The organism is Alkalitalea saponilacus, assembly GCF_900168165.1.
Classification (GTDB): domain Bacteria; phylum Bacteroidota; class Bacteroidia; order Bacteroidales; family Marinilabiliaceae; genus Natronoflexus; species Natronoflexus saponilacus.
Genome location: NZ_FUYV01000002.1, coordinates 308,451 through 326,490, shown reverse-complemented (window position 1 = coordinate 326,490; position 18,040 = coordinate 308,451). Strand labels below are relative to the sequence as shown.

The 18,040-nt window shown below is 41.0% G+C and carries 13 protein-coding genes; 6 read left to right on the top strand and 7 right to left on the bottom strand.

Going from position 1 to position 18,040, the window contains the following annotated elements:
• Positions 1-7: 7 nt before the first annotated feature.
• A complete protein-coding gene (locus B5X70_RS03355) occupies positions 8-778 on the bottom strand; it encodes a TatD family hydrolase (protein WP_079556461.1) in 771 nt (256 codons plus the stop codon).
• Between the two features lie 49 nt (positions 779-827).
• On the bottom strand, positions 828-2,195 hold the full coding sequence (gene gdhA, locus B5X70_RS03350; protein ID WP_232468285.1) for an NADP-specific glutamate dehydrogenase: 1,368 nt from the start codon (positions 2,193-2,195) through the stop codon (positions 828-830).
• 242 nt (positions 2,196-2,437) lie between these two features.
• Here gdhA and B5X70_RS03345 point away from each other — a divergent pair, with 242 nt between their 5' ends.
• Positions 2,438-3,739 (top strand): MATE family efflux transporter, encoded by a 1,302-nt coding sequence (locus tag B5X70_RS03345; RefSeq protein ID WP_079556459.1) that lies wholly within the window; start codon positions 2,438-2,440, stop codon positions 3,737-3,739.
• A 15-nt stretch (positions 3,740-3,754) separates the two neighbouring features.
• On the opposite strand, the gene B5X70_RS03340 is transcribed toward B5X70_RS03345, so the two are convergent.
• The gene (locus tag B5X70_RS03340; protein WP_079556458.1) at positions 3,755-4,666 is read right to left on the bottom strand and encodes a proline dehydrogenase family protein; all 912 of its coding nucleotides are present in this window, start codon (positions 4,664-4,666) and stop codon (positions 3,755-3,757) included.
• A 306-nt stretch (positions 4,667-4,972) separates the two neighbouring features.
• On the opposite strand from B5X70_RS03340, the gene B5X70_RS03335 reads away from it, so the two are divergent.
• On the top strand, positions 4,973-8,845 hold the full coding sequence (locus B5X70_RS03335) for a PKD domain-containing protein (protein ID WP_232468286.1): 3,873 nt from the start codon (positions 4,973-4,975) through the stop codon (positions 8,843-8,845).
• A gap of 10 nt (positions 8,846-8,855) precedes the next feature.
• The gene (locus B5X70_RS03330; protein WP_079556456.1) at positions 8,856-9,926 is read left to right on the top strand and encodes a PorP/SprF family type IX secretion system membrane protein; all 1,071 of its coding nucleotides are present in this window, start codon (positions 8,856-8,858) and stop codon (positions 9,924-9,926) included.
• Between the two features lie 42 nt (positions 9,927-9,968).
• Here the strand turns inward: B5X70_RS03330 and B5X70_RS03325 are convergent, their stop codons facing one another.
• Together B5X70_RS03325 and B5X70_RS03320 are read right to left on the bottom strand one after the other, a co-directional pair.
• Entirely contained in the window at positions 9,969-10,409 is a 441-nt protein-coding gene (locus tag B5X70_RS03325) for an Hsp20/alpha crystallin family protein (protein WP_079556455.1), read from the bottom strand.
• A gap of 309 nt (positions 10,410-10,718) precedes the next feature.
• Positions 10,719-11,261: a cold-shock protein gene (locus B5X70_RS03320; protein WP_079556454.1), complete on the bottom strand. Its 543-nt coding sequence runs from the start codon at positions 11,259-11,261 to the stop codon at positions 10,719-10,721.
• Positions 11,262-11,454: 193 nt separating this feature from the next.
• Here B5X70_RS03320 and B5X70_RS03315 point away from each other — a divergent pair, with 193 nt between their 5' ends.
• The 3 genes from B5X70_RS03315 to B5X70_RS03305 all read left to right on the top strand — a co-directional run bounded on the left by B5X70_RS03315 (position 11,455) and on the right by B5X70_RS03305 (position 15,226).
• Positions 11,455-12,963: an acyl-CoA dehydrogenase family protein gene (locus B5X70_RS03315; protein WP_198314157.1), complete on the top strand. Its 1,509-nt coding sequence runs from the start codon at positions 11,455-11,457 to the stop codon at positions 12,961-12,963.
• Between the two features lie 80 nt (positions 12,964-13,043).
• Complete coding sequence (locus B5X70_RS03310) at positions 13,044-14,534, top strand: DUF5687 family protein (protein WP_079556453.1); 1,491 nt, start codon at positions 13,044-13,046, stop codon at positions 14,532-14,534.
• Entirely contained in the window at positions 14,531-15,226 is a 696-nt protein-coding gene (locus B5X70_RS03305; protein WP_079556452.1) for an ABC transporter ATP-binding protein, read from the top strand. The genes B5X70_RS03310 and B5X70_RS03305 overlap by 4 nt, the downstream gene beginning before the upstream one ends.
• Here the strand turns inward: B5X70_RS03305 and B5X70_RS03300 are convergent.
• A complete protein-coding gene (locus B5X70_RS03300) occupies positions 15,216-16,442 on the bottom strand; it encodes a 3-phosphoshikimate 1-carboxyvinyltransferase (RefSeq protein WP_079556451.1) in 1,227 nt (408 codons plus the stop codon). The two genes, B5X70_RS03305 and B5X70_RS03300, sit on opposite strands and share 11 nt — an antisense overlap.
• A gap of 95 nt (positions 16,443-16,537) precedes the next feature.
• Positions 16,538-17,611 (bottom strand): 3-dehydroquinate synthase, encoded by a 1,074-nt coding sequence (gene aroB / locus B5X70_RS03295; RefSeq protein ID WP_079556498.1) that lies wholly within the window; start codon positions 17,609-17,611, stop codon positions 16,538-16,540.
• Between the last annotated feature and the right edge of the window lie 429 nt (positions 17,612-18,040).

The window sequence follows — 18,040 nt, the reverse complement described above, 5'->3', positions numbered from 1 at the left end:
TTTGATTTCAATCGATTTTGCCGAAAAGATCTATTGCATTTTTTGTTGTTGTCTCTTTCAATGTTTCTATAGAAACATTGAAAATTTCTGATAGTTTATTGATTACATTTGTCAAATATGCCGGTTCGTTCCTTTTCCCTCTATATGGTACAGGAGCCAGATATGGCGCATCGGTTTCAAGAACCAGTTTTTCGTACCCAATCTCAACCAGTATCTCAGGGAGATTTGATTTTTTGAAAGTTACGACTCCGTTTATCCCAAGATAAAATCCCGGCATGGAGAGGATGTGTTTGGCATCTTCGAGTGACCCTGAAAAACTATGAAAAATGCCTTTAAGTTGAGGGTCATATGCTTTATCGAAAACGGAAAATATTTCCGGAAATGCATCTCTCGTGTGAATAACAACCGGTAAATTCAGCTCTCTAGACCAATTGATTTGCCTGTTCAGAGCATCTTCCTGTTCCTTTCTGAATGTGGTGTCCCAATACAGATCCATCCCTATTTCACCAACACCTGAATATGGCCTTTGGTTAAGATGCTTTTCAATCTGTTTTAATTGTTCTTTATAATCTTCTTTTACTGATGTTGGATGCAGTCCCATCATGGCTTTGCAAAAACCCGAATATTTTTCTTCCGTTTCATGCATTCTTTGTATGCTGGCTACATCTATGTTTGGCAAAAAGATGCCGGATACTCCGGCATCTTTTGCTCTTTGTATGATTTCGTCTCTGTCCTGGTCAAACTCTTTCGCGTAAATGTGAGAATGTGTGTCTATCATTTCAGTGTTCAATTATCAGTTTTCAGTAGCCAGAGCTCAGTTTTTAAGATCACACCAATCCTTGTGCCATCATGGCTTCGGCCACTTTTACGAAGCCACCGATGTTGGCTCCTTTTATATAGTTGATTTTGCCTGTGTGTTGTTGGCCAAATTTAACACATGTATTGTGAATATTGGTCATGATTTGGTTTAATTTCTCATCTACTTCTTCGCGAGTCCAATCTATTCTCATGCTGTTTTGGGTCATTTCAAGTCCGGAAACGGCCACGCCTCCAGCGTTAACTGCCTTCCCCGGGCCAAACAGGATTTCTTTGGCAGCCAGAGTGGCCGCTTCGGCGGTGCAACCCATGTTGGAGGCTTCTGCAATGAGTTGACAACCATTACTTATAAGAGTTTTTGCGTCTTCTTCATTGAGTTCGTTTTGGATAGCGCATGGAATGGCAATATCAACTTTTTGCTCCCATGGTTTTTTCATCTCGAAAAACTGGGCGCCATATTTCTCTGCGTAGGGTTTAACCACATCCATATTGGAGTTCCTTAACCAAAGCAGATAATCAATTTTTTCGCCACTGATGCCGTCTTTATCATAAATATATCCATCGGGGCCAGAAATGGTTACTACTTTAGCACCCAGTTCCACGGCTTTTGTGGCTGCTCCCCATGCCACATTCCCGAAACCGGAGAGGGCGATGGTTTTGTTTTTTAGACTTTCATTTTGCAATGCGAGCATTTCCCGAACAAAGTAGATGGCTCCAAAACCGGTAGCTTCCGGTCGGATGAGGCTTCCTCCATATTCTCTTCCTTTGCCGGTGAAAACACCTGTAAATTCATTTTTCAGTTTTTTATACATGCCATATAAGTACCCTATTTCCCGGCTGCCAACGCCGATGTCGCCGGCTGGTACATCGGTGTTTGGACCGATATGACGATATAATTCGCTCATGAATGATTGACAAAACCGCATGATTTCAGCATCTGATTTACCTCTTGTGTTAAAATCGGAACCACCCTTCCCTCCACCCATAGGAAGAGAAGTCAAACTGTTTTTAAAGGTTTGCTCAAAACCCAAAAACTTCAGACTGCTGAGCGAAACACTGCTGTGAAATCTTAAACCTCCTTTGTAAGGACCTATGGCAGAGTTGTATTCAACTCTGAATCCCCTGTTTACATGGACGTCACCGTTGTCGTCCATCCACGGAACCCGGAAAATAATGACTCTTTCCGGTTCTATCATCCTTTCAAGTATTCTGGCCTTTTTATAACGGGGGTTTTCCTGATAGAATTCCCATATGGTTTCAACGACTTCCTGAACTGCCTGAAGAAATTCTTCTTCTCCCGGATTATTCATCCTGACAGTGTTCATAAACTCCTTAAGCTTGCTGTCCATGGTGTAAGTTTTAAAATGTGGTTTACTCAAAAATAAGATTTTTTTTGAACAATGCTGTTAAATTGTAAGAGGAATTTAGGGTTAGCATGATGAGTGTAATGCATTGTATAATAGGTGGTAGAGTGCATGATTTGAGGTGGTTTGATAAAAATCATATTATGAGATTCAAGTATTTGCTTATAATTCGTAAACAGATGTAATGGGTGACAAGGTGATTTGTTTGAATTTTGAATTCGATGTAAATAACTATTTTTGCCTGAAAACTGTGAAACGTGAACAAACAGATTTACCGGCTAGCCATACCAAATATATTTACAAATTTAACGGTTCCTTTGCTAGGGATGGTTGATATGTATCTGATGGGACATCAGGAATCGGTTCATTTTATGGGTGGAGTAGCTCTGGGAAGTGTTATCTTTAATTTCGTATACTGGGGATTCGCATTTTTAAGAATGGGAATGAGTGGGGTGGCAGCACAAACCTTTGGCCGTAATGATAGGGAAGAGATGGCGCTTGTGCTTGAGAGGGGAATGCTGATTGCCATAGCAGGAAGCTTTTTGCTATTAACTTTGCAGGTTCCGTTGGCCAATTTTAGTTTTTGGTTGCTTGAAGGAAGTCAAGAGGTTAAGGAGATTGCCAGAGGGTATTATTTTGTGAGAATTTGGGCTGCTCCTGCAGCCATCGCTCTGATGGTTTTGTATGGCTGGTTTTTGGGGATGCAGAATGCCATTTATCCCATGCTGATTGCGGTTACAGTTAACCTGTTGAACGTGGTTTCGAGTTTCATCTTTGTGAATCATTTAAACATGCAGGCCGAGGGTGTGGCACTGGGTTCGGTGGTGGGACAGTATTCCGGATTGTTGCTTGCCATTTTTCTGTTTTATAGAAAGTATCGTTCGTTATCGTCCTGTTTTACTCTTAAATTGATACCACTGATTCGTAATCTTAAACATTTCCTGAATGTAAGTGGTGATATTTTTATCAGAATGCTAAGCATCATAGCAGTATTTACTTTTTTTACATCGCGTTCTGCAGGAATTGGAGATGTTGTGTTGGCTGTAAACAGTGCTTTATTGCAATATTTATTTCTTTTTGCCTATTTTCTGGATGGTTTTGCCTATGCCGGCGAAGCTCTTATTGGGAAGTTTTTTGGGGCACGAGATAAAATCCGGTTGCAGAGGACTGTTGTCCTTCTGTTCCGATGGGGAATTGGGTTTGCCATCCTTTTTTCATTGTTGTATGCAGTCATGGGGAAGATGCTTTTGGGGGTATTTACTGATCAGGCAGAGGTGATTGAGGCCGGATCCAGTTATCTAATTTGGGTGGTAATAATACCTTTGGTCAGTTTCGGGTCTTTTATTTGGGATGGCGTTTTTATTGGTATTACCGCATCCAGAGCCATGCGAAACAGTGTATTTCTTTCTGCTCTGTTGTTTTTCTTTGCACCGTTTTACCTACTGTTCCCTTATTTGGAGAATCATGCCATATGGGTGGGAATGGTTTTATTCATGTTATCCCGAAGTGTGATGTTGACTATTCTGTATCCTAAAGCCATCAGAAAACGTTTTGGTTGATGCCACGTGGTGGCATTAACCTCTCACGAAAAGTGCTTTTATAATTTGTCCAACCATTTTTGGATTCTCTTTTAATCTTCGGGTAGAATATCCAAACCAATCTTTCCCGAACGGAACATAAACGCGCAGCGGATGGCCTTTCTCAACAATTTCTTTGCCCAATTCAGGGGTAACGCCGTAGAGCATCTGAAACTCATACAGGTCTTCGTTGAATCCGTATTTATTGATGATGTTTAACGCACCGGTGATAAGATGTTTATCGTGTGTGGCAATTCCCACAAAGATGTTGCTGGTGAGCAAGAATTCAAGATTTTTAAGGAATTGAGCATTGATTTGTTCATGTTTTTTAAAGGCAATGGTTTCCGGTTCATTGTAAATACCTTTGCAGAGTCTGATGTTAACCGGGGTTTCTTCGGTATGCCACATCAGCATATTCTTCAGGTCTGCATCTGTTCTTCTCATGTATGCCTGGATAGCTATCCCTACATTGTGCGGAAACTCTTCGTGGATCCTTTTATAGAGTTTTATTTCCCTATCCACGCATTTTGAATCTTCCATATCTATGCGTACCCTTCGACTATTGGCCGCTGCTCTTATTACGACCTCTCTTACCAGGGCGTAGCATGCCTCTTCATTAATGAGTAATCCAAAACTGCTTGGTTTTAGAGAGAGAGAAACATTGACCTGCTGCCGGCCAAACCGGTCGATAATGGCCATGTATGTCTCTTTTTGGGCACGGGCTTGTTCCAAGGTGGTGACAAACTCACCCAAAAAGTCGATGGTGACCGCTATTCCTATGGCATCCAGATCATAAGTTGTTTTTACCACATCTTCAATGTTTTCACCTGCAATATATCTTTTGGAAAACATCCAGATGAATTTTTTCGGCAAGAATGGCAAAATGGATGCAATTAGTTTTTGAATCATACGTTATTAATTATGTCAACACCTTGTGGTTGTATTAATCACTCTCTACTCCAAAATTCTACAGTTAAATTCCATTTTATTTGGTTATAAAAAAATGATGAAACTCATTTTTGTTTTTTGCGTTTGACATTTTACGGTTAAAGTGCGAACTTATAATATATTACATATTGCTGCGCAATGGCATTGTAATACGTGGGATGTGATAATGCCTTCATTGGTGTGAATCTGGTTGTGGCTCACCGGTGTTTTCCGGATGAGATTAGGTTGATGAATTGAACAATGAATGTTGATGGTTAGAAGATGGTGGTGAAAAGGTTAGCCGGTTTTTTGGTTTGGGTTTTTCTGTTTCTCTCAAAAATGGGAGTTGAAGCTCAATTGTGTGATTTTGGATCAAGAGGTAATTTGATTTTGCAGGATAAGCCTTGTGCGCCAGTTGTTGCCACCTGGCAAATTCATTACATAGGACTTGACTATACCGGAACAGATGTTAAAATTTATGTGGATTGGGATGATGGCAGTCCACCTCAAATAATTGATGCCATTTATAGCGCTCATGATAATTCATGGGGGATTACTGCGGTGCATACTTATCCCAAAGGAGGTGATGAGTGTAACTATGCTCCCCGAACAATGCTGATGGTTGCCGGACAACTCTGTACCAGTTCTATCCAAACTCAAATTGTTACAGTATGGGATACCGACGATGAAAACGGAGGGGAGATTCAGATTAATCCCGAAGTCTTCCCTATTTGTATAGGGAATGACGGAACAGTTACCTTCATGGATGTGAGTCAGTGGAATTGTGTACCACCCATTGAGGAAGACAGAAAAAACGAACGCCGCCGATGGATTCAATGGGTTTATGGAACCGGTGGCACTGATATTTATACTGCGACGGTGGATGGCACTGTTCGAACTTATCCATTCGAAGGACCGGTAGAAGAAACTACACAACCCATTGAAGCTCCCATGCCTCCCATGAATCAAAGTTTGGAAATATACATCCCCGATTATTACGAAGTGGGTGATTTTTTTGAGGTGACCATTCGCAACTGGAACCAGTGTAATCCTTACGATCAAGGTTTCGATCCGGTTGAAACCACCGCCATCGCTTTAATTGTTGATTTGCCCGATGGTACTGTAGGCGCCATTGGTCCATTTTGTGATAATGATCCACGGGTACTGCTTCACCCGGCAACAACAGGCGGAACCTGGAGTGGGCCGGGAATGATTAATCCCAACTCCCGCTGGTTTTATCCCTCCGAAGCCGGGCCGGGTTTACATACCATTGAGTATTTTGTGACGGATGTAAATGGGTGTTCAGCATCAGGGAACGTGCAGATAGAGGTTCGAGAATCCCCTGTTATCGATCTAATTGCCGGTGATGCATTTTACCTTTGTCCCGGTTTGGAACAATATCTGGATGTAGAAATAGCTGGTGGTACGCCGCCATTAGATATTAACTGGACAGGTGATACCGATCCGTTAAGCAATACCACAATTGCCGATCCTGTTTTTTTTACCACAGATATTGGGAGTTATAATCTTTCGGTAACTGTCTCAGATGAATATAATTGTGGAGCAACTGAGAGTATTCTTATAGAAATTGAGCCGGTAGAGATAGAATTTAACCCGCCAGTTGTGGAAGCCTGCCAGGGAGTGCCGATGAGCTTGAATCCCATTACTACTGGCGGTTCAAGAGTTTATGTCCTTCACGAGTGGGAAGGAGACCATTTGGATCTGCTTTCAGGAACAGACGTGCCAAATCCTGAGTTTTTATCTAACGAGACAGGAACTTTTGAATATCTGTATAGGGTAACTGATGACAGAGATTGCAGCAGCGAAGCAACCATCACAATTATTGTAAATGAACAGCCGGTTGTTAGTGCCGGCTCTGATGATGAAGTATGTGAATTGGTTTATGAATTGGGAGGTTCTGTGGAACCTGCGAATGCTTCAGGGGTATGGTCATTGGTTTCGGGAGCCGGTGATGTCACTTTTACCAATGTTGCTGATGCACAGACATCCGTAACCGTAACGGAATCCGGGACATACGAGTTTCGTTGGTTAGTAGATTTGGATGGATGTGTTGCCAGCGATATTGTAACGATTATATTTTCGGAGGTTCCTTCGCCTGGCATTATGGATGATGCTTCTGTTTGTGGAACAGAAATAGTTCTTGAAGCATTTCCTGATGAAGGAACAGGTTATTGGTCTTTGCAATCGGGAGAGGGAAGTGTTGCCTTTGATGATGAGAACATGTCGGAAACCAGAGCTGTTGTTTCTGACGCCGGGGTATACATATTTAGATGGACTGAAGCCACTGCCGCAAATTGCGGAGGCTTTGCTGAAGTGGAGATTGAATTTATGCCACAGGCTGTGGCTTTGGTAGATCCTCTGCCGGAAAGGGGTTGTTCTCCTTACCAAGTTACATTTTATAATCAATCCACCGATGCCGACGAATATCATTGGGAATTAGGTGGGGGAGCTGTTTCTACCGAAACGGAACCTTCTTTTATTTATGAAAATCTTACTGGTGACATTCGAACTTATTCCATCACTTTAACTGCAACAAACGTTTACAATTGCAACGATAGCTATACTTTTCCCATCGAGGTAGCTCCATCTCCGCGGGCAAGAGCTTCTGCTTTACCTAATGCCGGATGTGCTCCTTTGCAGGTTCAGTTTACGAATACTTCTATCGGGGCCGATAGTTACCAATGGGTTTTTGAGGAGGAAGCTGCCAATTCCGAAGAAGCTACTCCGGAATACTTATTTGGAAACGAGGAGAGTTTTGTCAGGTTATATCCGGTCTGGATGTTTGCCGAGAACAATTTTGGCTGCATCGATTCGGTGGAAATCCCGATAACGGTCTATCCGGTTCCGGTTTTATCGCTCAGTGCAACCCCATTGGAAGGATGTTCTCCTCTTGAAGTTGTATTTTCGGCGACATCGGGAGCTGTAAGTTATGATTGGGATTTTGGTGATGGCAACACCGGTAGTCCTGGTCGTGAAGTTGTCCATACATATGTTAATGAAGGTGATGAACCGGTCGTATTTACTCCCCGTGTTACCGGTATTAACGCGTTTTCTTGCGAGTCAACAGCTTTTGCAGAAGTAACAGTTTTCCCTTCTCCCAATGCAAATTTTTTAGTTTCTCCTATTGAAATGCAAATGCCGGATAGAGAGGTCTCAATTGAAAATCTTACGGAAGGAGCCAATTGGGATTATCATTGGGAATTTGGTGATGGAAACGTTTTTGATGGCGCTCATCCTGGTCAGCATCAGTATGGTGTTTCGGGAAATTACACGATTGTTCTTACTGCATACAGTGAATGGTGTAGCGATGTGTTTGCCCAGAATCTATTGATACATCCTATGCTTCCCGTGATTGACTATGGCGACCCAGTAAGCGGATGTCCTCCGCTTACTGTTGAATTCAGAAACAATACAGTCGATGCCAATACTTTTTTATGGGAGTTTGGCGATGGCCGAATGTCGCAAGAAGCTGAGCCGGTTCATGTTTTTCGAACGCCTGGAGCTTATAATGTCAGGTTAACTGCAACCGGACCTGGAGGAGTCAGCGAAGCGGAAGATTTACAAATTATCGTGTTTGAAAACCCTGTAGCTATGTTCGAGGTTGTTCCCCGTTTGCTTTATATTCCCGATGATTCTCCGGCTTTTATAAACAGGTCAATTGGTGCAACATCATACTTGTGGGACTTTGGCGATGGGGTAACCTCTACAGATTTTTCACCCACTCATCAGTACAGCGGAGTAGGCGTTTATGATGTCACGCTTCAGGTTTCCAATAATGATGGTTGTACGGATCAGTATGTTTTCAGAGAAGCCTTAACGGTGGAACAGGGAGGCGATTTGGCTTTTCCAAATGCGTTCACTCCCAATCCATCGGGGCCATCTGGCGGGAGATATGAGTTGGGAGACAGGAGAAATCATGTGTTTTATCCAACTACACAAAAGGGAATTATTGAGTATCAGTTACAGATATATACACGTTGGGGTGAGCTTATTTTTGAAAGTAATGATATAGACATTGGTTGGGATGGTTATCAGCAAAACAGGTTGGCTCCTCAAGGAGTCTATATTTATAGGGTTCGTTATAAAACGGCTGATGGAAAGATGAGGGTGAGAGCGGGCGATGTTACACTGATAAGATAATGATTTTTGAATGAGGATTTGTTGGATAAATAGAATAAAGTACCTGTTTTTGGTATCTGTTTTGGCTTGTGGAGTGAGCCTGAAGGCTCAGGATTTGCATTTTTCTCAGTTTTACGCCGCTCCATTATATTTAAGTCCATCGTTGGCCGGAGCTACGGATGGAGGACGGTTGGTTATGAATTATCGCAACCAGTGGCCGGGAATCACCAAAGCTTTTTCAACTTCTGCCGTTTCGTTTGATAATTTCTTTAACCAGTTTAATAGTGGTGTGGGAATTCAGATTATTCAGGATCGGGCAGGTAGTGCCAACCTCACGTTTACTCACGTGGCTTTGCAATACAGCTACAATTTGCAGTTGAACAATCAGTGGCATTTTGTTCCGGGGCTTCAGTTTGCCTATGGCAGCCGGGCGTTGGATTTTAGTAAACTTGTGTTTGGTGATGAGCAGATAGGCAGTGGTGCGTCGGGTTCATGGGAAAGATTGTCAAATGAGCGCATGGATTTTGTGGATTTTGCAGCTTCAGGGTTGGTATATAACCCATATCTCTGGGTTGGTTTAACCATTGACCATTTAACGCAGCCAACAGAATCCTTTCTGGGTGAGGAGGTACGCTTAAATCGAAAATATGTATTGTTTGGAGGAGCCAATATCTGGACTCAGCAGCGGCGAAGGACAAATCAGGAACGAGCTTTTGCAACCAGTTTCCGATACCAGCATCAACATGGGTTTAATCAACTTGATGCAGGTGTTTACTGGTTTAATAACCCAATAGAACTAGGGATTTGGTATCGTGGATTACCAGTTTTTTCGAAAGTTGACAATCGCATAAATCATGACGCTCTAATCGTTTTGATGAGCTATAAATATGGACCTTTCAGAGTTGGATACAGTTACGATATTACCATATCAGGTTTGGGGCTTCAAAGTGCCGGGGCTCACGAGTTATCGCTAATTTATGAGTTTAATCAACAGATGCGTTTGGGAGGTCGTCGTCCGGCGGTTCCTTGCAGCGAAAGTGCTAATCCATTGTTTAATGAGGCTCAGAAATACCGACGTAACAACAGGCGTTTATTTAGGTAATAAAAAACGCTCATTGACTATGGTCAATGAGCGTTTTAAAATTTACTTGATTTCAATCATTCTTGCCGGTTTTGGTTTTACCTCTTCGCGTTTGTGAAGTTTGATTCGCAGGATTCCATCCTTATATGCGGCATCAATTTTTGATTCATCCACTTCGTTGCGCGGAATGGCGAATGAGCGACGGAAGCCTGTGTAACAGAATTCTCGGCGGGTGTATCCTCTTTCTGATTCTTCTTTGTTTTCGTCGCGCTCACACGAAATGGTTAGCACATTGTTGTTTACCTCTACTTTAAAGTCGTCTTTGTTCAGACCCGGAGCCGCTACTTCAATTTCATATTCGTCCTGTGTTTCGCGAACATTTACTGATGGTACTGAACGTCTGCCTGAAGATGCTGGTGAGTTAAAGAAATCACCACCAAAGAAATCATCAAAAATATTTGAAATGTCAGGCATTTGGTTGTTGAATCTTCTTACAATAGTCATAGCTTAATCCTCCTAAATATTTTAGTTAAACATTTATTTTTTATTGATTCTGATAGAAGGATTGCAAACCAAATGCCAGTTGCATAAACCGGTCATATTGACATTTTTACGAACCGAAAAATGTCAATATGGCACAAGGTGTGATCTTGTTGTGACATAATGGCAGGCCACCTTGTTGTCCGTTACCATTAAACCTTGGATTGAGATATTTATTTGCGCTTTTTGCCAGAAGAAAGCGCAAAAAAACCTTTTAGCTAATTTGAAATTGGCTAAAAGGTGAAAATTCAATATTATAAAATCTTTGTTTGTTTATTCTGATGGAGTAGTTTTATCTCCGTTATCCTGTTTGTCTTCGCTTGTTGGATTCTCTTTTTCAGTGGGTTTCGGAGCAGGTGCCGGTTTTTCTACCTTGGGTTCAAATTTTACTTTAATGGCATTTAGTCCTTTAGGCCCTTTTTCCGTTTCAAAAATCACCTTGTCGCGTTCACGAACTCTGTCAAGCAGCCCATTTAAATGAACAAAAACGCTTTCCTGGGTTTCAAGGTCTTTAATAAAACCATATCCTTTGGAGTCATTAAAGTAGGTTACTATCCCATGACGAATCAAATCTTCCGGATCAGGATCCTTTTGACGGGATACACTTATTTCGATGTCTTCAATCTTTACTTCTTTTTTCTTTTTCCCCGGATCGGGAGGCGTAGAGGTGATGTTTCCATTCTCATCAACATAGGCAATCATATCATCAAGACCCTGCTTTTGGCGGTTCTCTTTTTTCTTTTCCTTGTCCTGTTTCTTTTTTTGTTTCTTCTTTTCTCTTTCTTTTTTTCCAAAAGTTTCCTGTGATCTTGCCATAAATAATGATTAATTTTAATATTAGAGGACAAAGTTAAGATAAAAAGCGGAACATGCAATGGTCTGTAATTGATTATTGATTTGAAGAACTTTAATCACGTTTAGGTGTTCTTATCTTATGGTTGAGATGATTGATTCTAAAATTGAGTCATCTTGCCGGACGAAATTATGTTTATCTGATATCTGTTATTTTATGAGTAAGAGTAATTTTCAGGAAATGCCATTTGAGGCATTTCTGAATGAGTTAAAAGCGGCCATGAAAAATGTTTTTCATGTGCGTGGCGACATTGATCAAATGGCTTTGAAGAGAGGAATGCCACCATTTGTCATGCGGGAGATTATGAATGTCAATCCGCTTTCAGTCGGAATACCTGTCGAGTACGGCGGTCGTGGATGTAAAATGGAAGAGAATATTAGCCTGCTGGCAGCTGCATCCTATGAATCACTTGCACTTTCGTTGACCTTTGGCATAAATTCAGCGTTGTTTCTTCAACCTGTAGCTAAATATGCCAACGAAGAGTCAAAAAAACATGTTTTTGATCGATTTATCAATAATCAAAACATGGGTGGTTTAATGATTACAGAACCTGACTTTGGTAGTGATGCACTAAACATGCAATCCTCTTTTTCAGAGAATGATGGAAATTATCATATACAGGGAACAAAACACTGGGCAGGATTAACAGGTTGGGCTGATTTTTGGCTACTTACCGCCAGAGAAATGTCGCCCGAAGGAAAACTTAAACGGGATATTGATTTTTTTATTTGTGATGTGAATGAACCCAATCAGCAAATAAAAGTAGATGAGGTATACGAAAATCTTGGATTGTACCAGATTCCTTATGGACGAAACATACTGGATGTACAGATACCTTCATCACGGCGGTTGATTCCTGAAACCACCGGGGTAAAGATGATGTTGGATTTGCTTCACCGAAGCCGGATGCAATTCCCGGGAATGGCCATGGGTTTTATTCATCGGTTAATGGATGAATCCATTGCACATGCAAGGGATCGACAAATAGGAGGCAGAAATCTTCTCAGCTACGATCAGGTGCAGCAACGTCTGGCCAGGTTACAGGCATATTTTACCATCACCTCGGCCATGTGCCACAACAGCAGCAAAGTAGCCGGAATAGAAAATGATTTAAGTCTGAACGGACTTGAAGCCAATTCAGTTAAAAGTGTGGTTACGGATATGATGCAGGAAGCGGCTCAATCGGCCACTCAATTGGTGGGTGCACAGGCTTACAAAATAAATCACATTGCCGGTAGAGGTATTACCGACAGCCGGCCATTTCAAATTTTTGAAGGTTCAAATGATATTTTGTACGCGCAAATTTCAGAAGGATTGGTTAAACTGATGAAAAAGGCCAAAGAATTTAATCTCTTTAATAGTTTGAAATCAAATTCTTTAACATCAAATGCTTCAGAACGTTTAAAATCCATTCTGGATTTTAAGATTGAGACCTCTTTACCACAGCGAAAAATGGTAGAATTGGGTCAGGTTGTGGGACGAGTTGTTTGCATGGAACAGGTTCTTAAATTAGGAGCAAAAGGTTTTAATGGTCAGCTCATTGAAAATGCTGTCAAGGTTCTGGAGCAGGAAATCGAAATGCTGATGTCTGGATACCACCATACCGGACAAGTTAATGCAATTGAGGTATATAATAATGAAAGCAACTGGCGAGAGTTTCTCTGATTTTTAATTTTTTGTGCCGGTAAGGTGAATGCTGTAAACAAAAGTTCTATTTTTGTGTATTCACTTTACCATGCCCAAAAATGATATTAGAACTTATTAAGCTTGAGTTTAAGCAGTTATTTCGGTCTTCCAATCTTGCAAAGAATATTCTTGTCAACATCTTTGCAGGTTTTTCAATGATGTTTGTTTTATTTTGGCTTTTTCTTATAGGAGGAGCTCTGCCCAGCGTAATTCAGTCTCTTACAGGAAGTGATGATGTTTTTTATGTGGTGAACACCTATGTGGTTCACTTTTTCCTGATGGAGTTGTTGCTTCGTTACTTTTTTCAAAAAGTTCCCGGTGCCAATATTTCTCCTTTCATTCACTTGCCTGTTCCAAAGTCCCTGCTTACTTTTTGGTTACTTCTAAAGTCTCTGATGTCTCCAATGAGCCTTTTGGTTTTGGTCATGTTTTTACCATTTGCACGCCAGGCAGTGATTCCGTTTTACGGAAGCACATCAGGTTTTTTATGGTTAGGCACATTGCTGGCCATAAGTTTCACTCTGCATTGGCTGGTAATTCTTCTAAAGCTCAAAACTGAAAGGGGATTCAAAGGGTTTTTAATTTTTATGGCGTTGGTTGCATTGACGCTTGCTCTGGATCACTTTGGTTATCTCGTTTTCCTGACCCGATTGCAGCCATTTTTTGAGTTTGCTGCAAGTAGCATCATTCCCTTTTTCGGACTGTTGCTTGTTATGTTGTTTTTCTTTCTTCTTGTATTTAGAAGTTTTAAACTGCACACCCATCTTGAAGATGATGTAAAGAAAGCCGGGTACAATTTTTATAACTATACTCCGGGAATCTTATCCCGATTTGGTTTCCTGGGTGATATTGCCATACTTGAATGGCAATTGATTTTGAGACATAAAAAGGGTAGAACCTTTCTGTTTACCAGTGTTTTGTTTTTGCTGTATGGTTTTATCTTTTATAATAACCCGCAATATTTTAATGAAGATGGTTCCATAAGCGCTGTCCTTATCTTACCGGCCATTTTTATTACGGGTATGTTTGGGATGAATTTTGGTCAGTTATTTTTAAGCTGGAACAGTTCCCATTTCGACTTTTATATGAATAAACCTGATGGTATTTCCCATTTAATAAGGGGCAAATACCTACTTTATATGCTGGCCATATCATTTATGCTGATTCTGTCACTTCCTTATGCTTATTTCGGATGGCAAATAGTATATCTTCATCTGGCCGCTTTTTTATACAATGTGGGTGTTAATCTGAATATCACTGTTTGGCTTGCCTTATGGCAACCCAAACCCGTCAACCTAAATGCTGGTGGTACTTGGAATATGGAAGGTATGGGATGTGCACAGTTTCTACTTGCAGTTCCTGTGATGGGAATTCCTTTGATTATTGTCGCTGGATTATCTTTCTTTTTTAGTCAGGTAGTTGCATTTTCCGTAATTGGGGGAATAGGTCTGGCAGGTTTAATCCTGTTTCCATATTTTTCAGGTCTTGCTGTAAAAAAAGTTATTGAAAACCGATATAGTATTTCTTCTACATTCAGAAAAGAGTCATGATAGAAATTATCAACTTAAAAAAGCAATACCACTCAGAAGTGGTATTGAATATTGACAAGCTTCAAATACAACCAGGAGAGTGTTTCGGACTGGTAGGGAATAATGGTGCTGGAAAAACCACTCTGTTTCGTCTGATTTTGGATATGATAAAAGCCTCAGAAGGCACTGTTACAATCAATGGTGAAAATGTGAGTTCAGGAGAAGAGTGGAAGAAGAGAACCGGCTCTTATCTGGATGAGTATATGTTGTTGGGTTATTTAACTCCCGATGAGTACTTTGAGGTTTTGAGAAAGTTTTATCGTCTGTCTAAAGAAGATGTTCGCATACATTTGGACAGGTTTTCTGATTTTTTTAACGGTGAAATTATAGGCACCTCGAAATACATCAGAGATTTATCAAAAGGGAACATCAAAAAGACGGGGCTTGCAGCTGCTTTGTTTGGTAATCCGGAATTAGTGTTGCTTGACGAACCATTTGAGAACCTCGACCCAACCTCCCAAGCGCGACTGAAACGAATCATTCGCAGGGAGCAGGAGGAGTTCGGACGCACATTTCTGATTTCAAGTCACGATTTGAACCATGTAACTGAAATTTGCAGCCGTATTGTTTTGCTGGAAAAAGGGCTGGTAATCCGGGACATGAAATCTGACGAACAGATGGCGGTTGAACTTGAGAATTACTTCAACCAGTAATTTCAAATCCTATTTTTTTGAGGTCTTCCCAAAAAGCCGGATAAGATTTTGTAACCACTGTCGGGTCGGCAATTTTAAACGATTTGTGCTTTAATGCGGCCGGAGCAAAGGCCATCGCCATGCGATGGTCTTTATAAGTGGCAACTTCAATATCTGTATCTGCTTCTTTTTTATCACCTTTCCACACCAGATTGTCTTTGTTGTTGGTATTCAATATAAATCCGAATTTTCCTAATTCGTTTACCAGTGCCTGAATGCGGTCGGTCTCCTTTATCTTTAGCGTATGCAGTCCGGTTAAATTAAAAGGGATGTTTAAAAACGCACAGGTTACAGCAAAAGTTTGTGCCAGGTCGGGTTCCTTGGTAAAGTCGTGAGAAAATTTACCGGCAGATTCTCCTGTATTTGTCAGCGTCAGTCCTTTCGCCGAAAATTTACTGTGAACCCCCAGTTTTTTAAACAACTCCGCTACCGCGGAGTCTCCTTGCCAGCTGTACCTGTCAAGTCCTTTCAGCGTGACAGCAGCGCCGGGGTTGGACAGCGCAATGATTTCAAACCAGTAGGAGGCTGCGCTCCAGTCTGATTCAACTTTGGCTTCAACGGGTTTGTAATTGGCAACTGGCACTGTAATGATATTATCTTTCCAGTGGCATTTTACGCCATACATCTCCATCAGCTTAAGGGTAAGATGGATGTAAGGGCGTGAAGTAATCTCTCCGGTTAATCGGAGTTTAAGGCCATTTTCCATGGCAGGTCCAATCATTAACAAAGCAGAAATATACTGGCTGCTGATATCGCCGGGTAGTTCCAATTCACCGCCGGTCAGCGAACTCCCAAATATCCTTAAAGGAGGATATCCCTCCTTTTCCATGTACTCAATTTTGCCGCCAAGCTGATTTAGGGCGTCCACCAAAACAGCAATGGGGCGTTGTTTCATGCGTGTGCTGCCGGTAATGGTCCATTCGCCCACAATTTTTGAAAGATATGCGGTTAGAAACCGCATGGTGGTGCCTGCTGCACCAATGTCAAAATGGTTGGAGTTGGAATTGAATACCTGCAACATGGCTTTAGTGTCGTCACTATCCGACAGGTTCTTTATAGGGTGCGGACTGTAACTCAAAGCATTTAAAATTAACAAGCGGTTACTAATGCTTTTTGAAGCAGGGAGTTCTACGGTAAATTTATTTAGCTGCTTTGGTGCTTGTATGGTGATGGACATGTTGCTTTCTTTTATTTATCAAATCTATCTGTCTTTTATTGTCATGCAAATCCTTGAATCTCTGAATATGACTCTTTGCCATCGCATCTCTGCGTTTATTCCTGGTGGCTCAGGTAATAATTTAAAGCTTCAATTATTTCATCTTTCTCACAATGTGTATTGATGGCGATGTCGCCCACAGCTCTTAAAAGTGTAAAATTAATGCGTCCGGCCTGATTCTTTTTATCGTGGGTCATGGTATCATACAAATAGTCAAAATCGGTTTTTGAATAAGAAAAACTGCCATAAATCTTTTGGGTATATGAAGCCAGCTCTTCAACCAACTTTATTGAAAAACCCAGTTTGATGTGAGCCAGGTACAATTCTGCCACCATTCCCCAGGCCACAGCATACCCATGTAAAACAGGCCGATTGTTTTTGAGAGCAAAACTCTCAAAAGCATGACCAATGGTATGTCCAAGATTCAGCGCCTTGCGGATGTTTTTCTCAAATGGGTCGGCAGTTACCACCTCGTCTTTAATTTTGATGGACTCCGCAACAAGATTTGACAACTCTTCCATATCGGGATTGAGGATATCAAAATCGAGGGTTCTTTGCAGTAAAGCCTCATTTTTCAAATAGGCGTGTTTTATCATCTCCGCAAAACCGGAAATTAAGTTGGGTTGGTCAAGGGTTTTTAACAGCGTGGTGTCCACCAAAACATGTTTGGCTTGCATAAATGAACCAATTTCATTTTTATACCCCATAAAGTTGATACCGGTTTTACCTCCAACGGAAGCATCCACCTGAGCCAACAATGTGGTTGGAATATTGATGAAAGCAATGCCTCTTTTAAAGGTGGCTGCGGCAAAACCTCCCAAATCGCAAGGCATTCCGCCTCCAAGGTTAATCAGCAAGGCATGGCGGTTGGCGCCGCCTTCCACCAGTTTTTGCCATACAGAAATCAGTGTTTCGGTGTTTTTATATTCGTCGCCGGAGCCTGTAATGATGCAACGTTCTTCAGAAATGCCCCCAATCCGGCTTATTTGAGGGAAACAATGTCGATGAGTATTTTTGTCGGTAAGGACAAAAATCTTTTCATTTTTATATGGCTCAATCAGTTGCTCCAGATCGTCAGGCAGATTGTCGGCCAGGTAAACATCGGTTTCTTGTGTATGTAGTGATTGCATAATGCTATGTAAAACATGAATTCTAATATTCTCAAAAGGGTGACTAACATAAAGTTTGAATTTGTCCCGTTTTGTCCGTTCAACTCTTTCTCTAAAACGGTAAGTTGGTATTTCATCATAAAAGATAAAATAGCTGTAGGTCAATATTAAAAAGACCTTGCAAACTTTTATAAAATGTAGTCAGCAACAAAAATAATACTTTTAAATGAGAGTTATTGTGTTTTGGCGGTTGACCAATGCTTTTTGTATGTTGCAATAGTAAGTCATTAAAAAAATGGATTTTTTTTTGGATGTTATTTGTTTTAACAATATTTTTAAAAGTAAATTTGTCTTTTAATATTTTATGTAAATACGATTGTTGTGGTAGTTTTATGATTGTTTTTTATTTGTTTACAATTAAATGTTTGCCACAACTTAACTAAAACAACT

Coding starts and splice junctions, on each gene's coding strand:
- aroB (WP_079556498.1), bottom strand. CDS start 17,611: ATGCAATCACTACATACACAAGAAACCGATGTTTACCTGGCCGACAAT.
- B5X70_RS03300 (WP_079556451.1), bottom strand. CDS start 16,442: ATGTCCATCACCATACAAGCACCAAAGCAGCTAAATAAATTTACCGTA.
- B5X70_RS03320 (WP_079556454.1), bottom strand. CDS start 11,261: ATGGCAAGATCACAGGAAACTTTTGGAAAAAAAGAAAGAGAAAAGAAG.
- B5X70_RS03305 (WP_079556452.1), top strand. CDS start 14,531: ATGATAGAAATTATCAACTTAAAAAAGCAATACCACTCAGAAGTGGTA.
- B5X70_RS03340 (WP_079556458.1), bottom strand. CDS start 4,666: ATGATTCAAAAACTAATTGCATCCATTTTGCCATTCTTGCCGAAAAAA.
- B5X70_RS03355 (WP_079556461.1), bottom strand. CDS start 778: ATGATAGACACACATTCTCACATTTACGCGAAAGAGTTTGACCAGGAC.
- B5X70_RS03310 (WP_079556453.1), top strand. CDS start 13,044: ATGATATTAGAACTTATTAAGCTTGAGTTTAAGCAGTTATTTCGGTCT.
- B5X70_RS03325 (WP_079556455.1), bottom strand. CDS start 10,409: ATGACTATTGTAAGAAGATTCAACAACCAAATGCCTGACATTTCAAAT.
- B5X70_RS03315 (WP_198314157.1), top strand. CDS start 11,455: ATGAGTAAGAGTAATTTTCAGGAAATGCCATTTGAGGCATTTCTGAAT.
- B5X70_RS03330 (WP_079556456.1), top strand. CDS start 8,856: ATGAGGATTTGTTGGATAAATAGAATAAAGTACCTGTTTTTGGTATCT.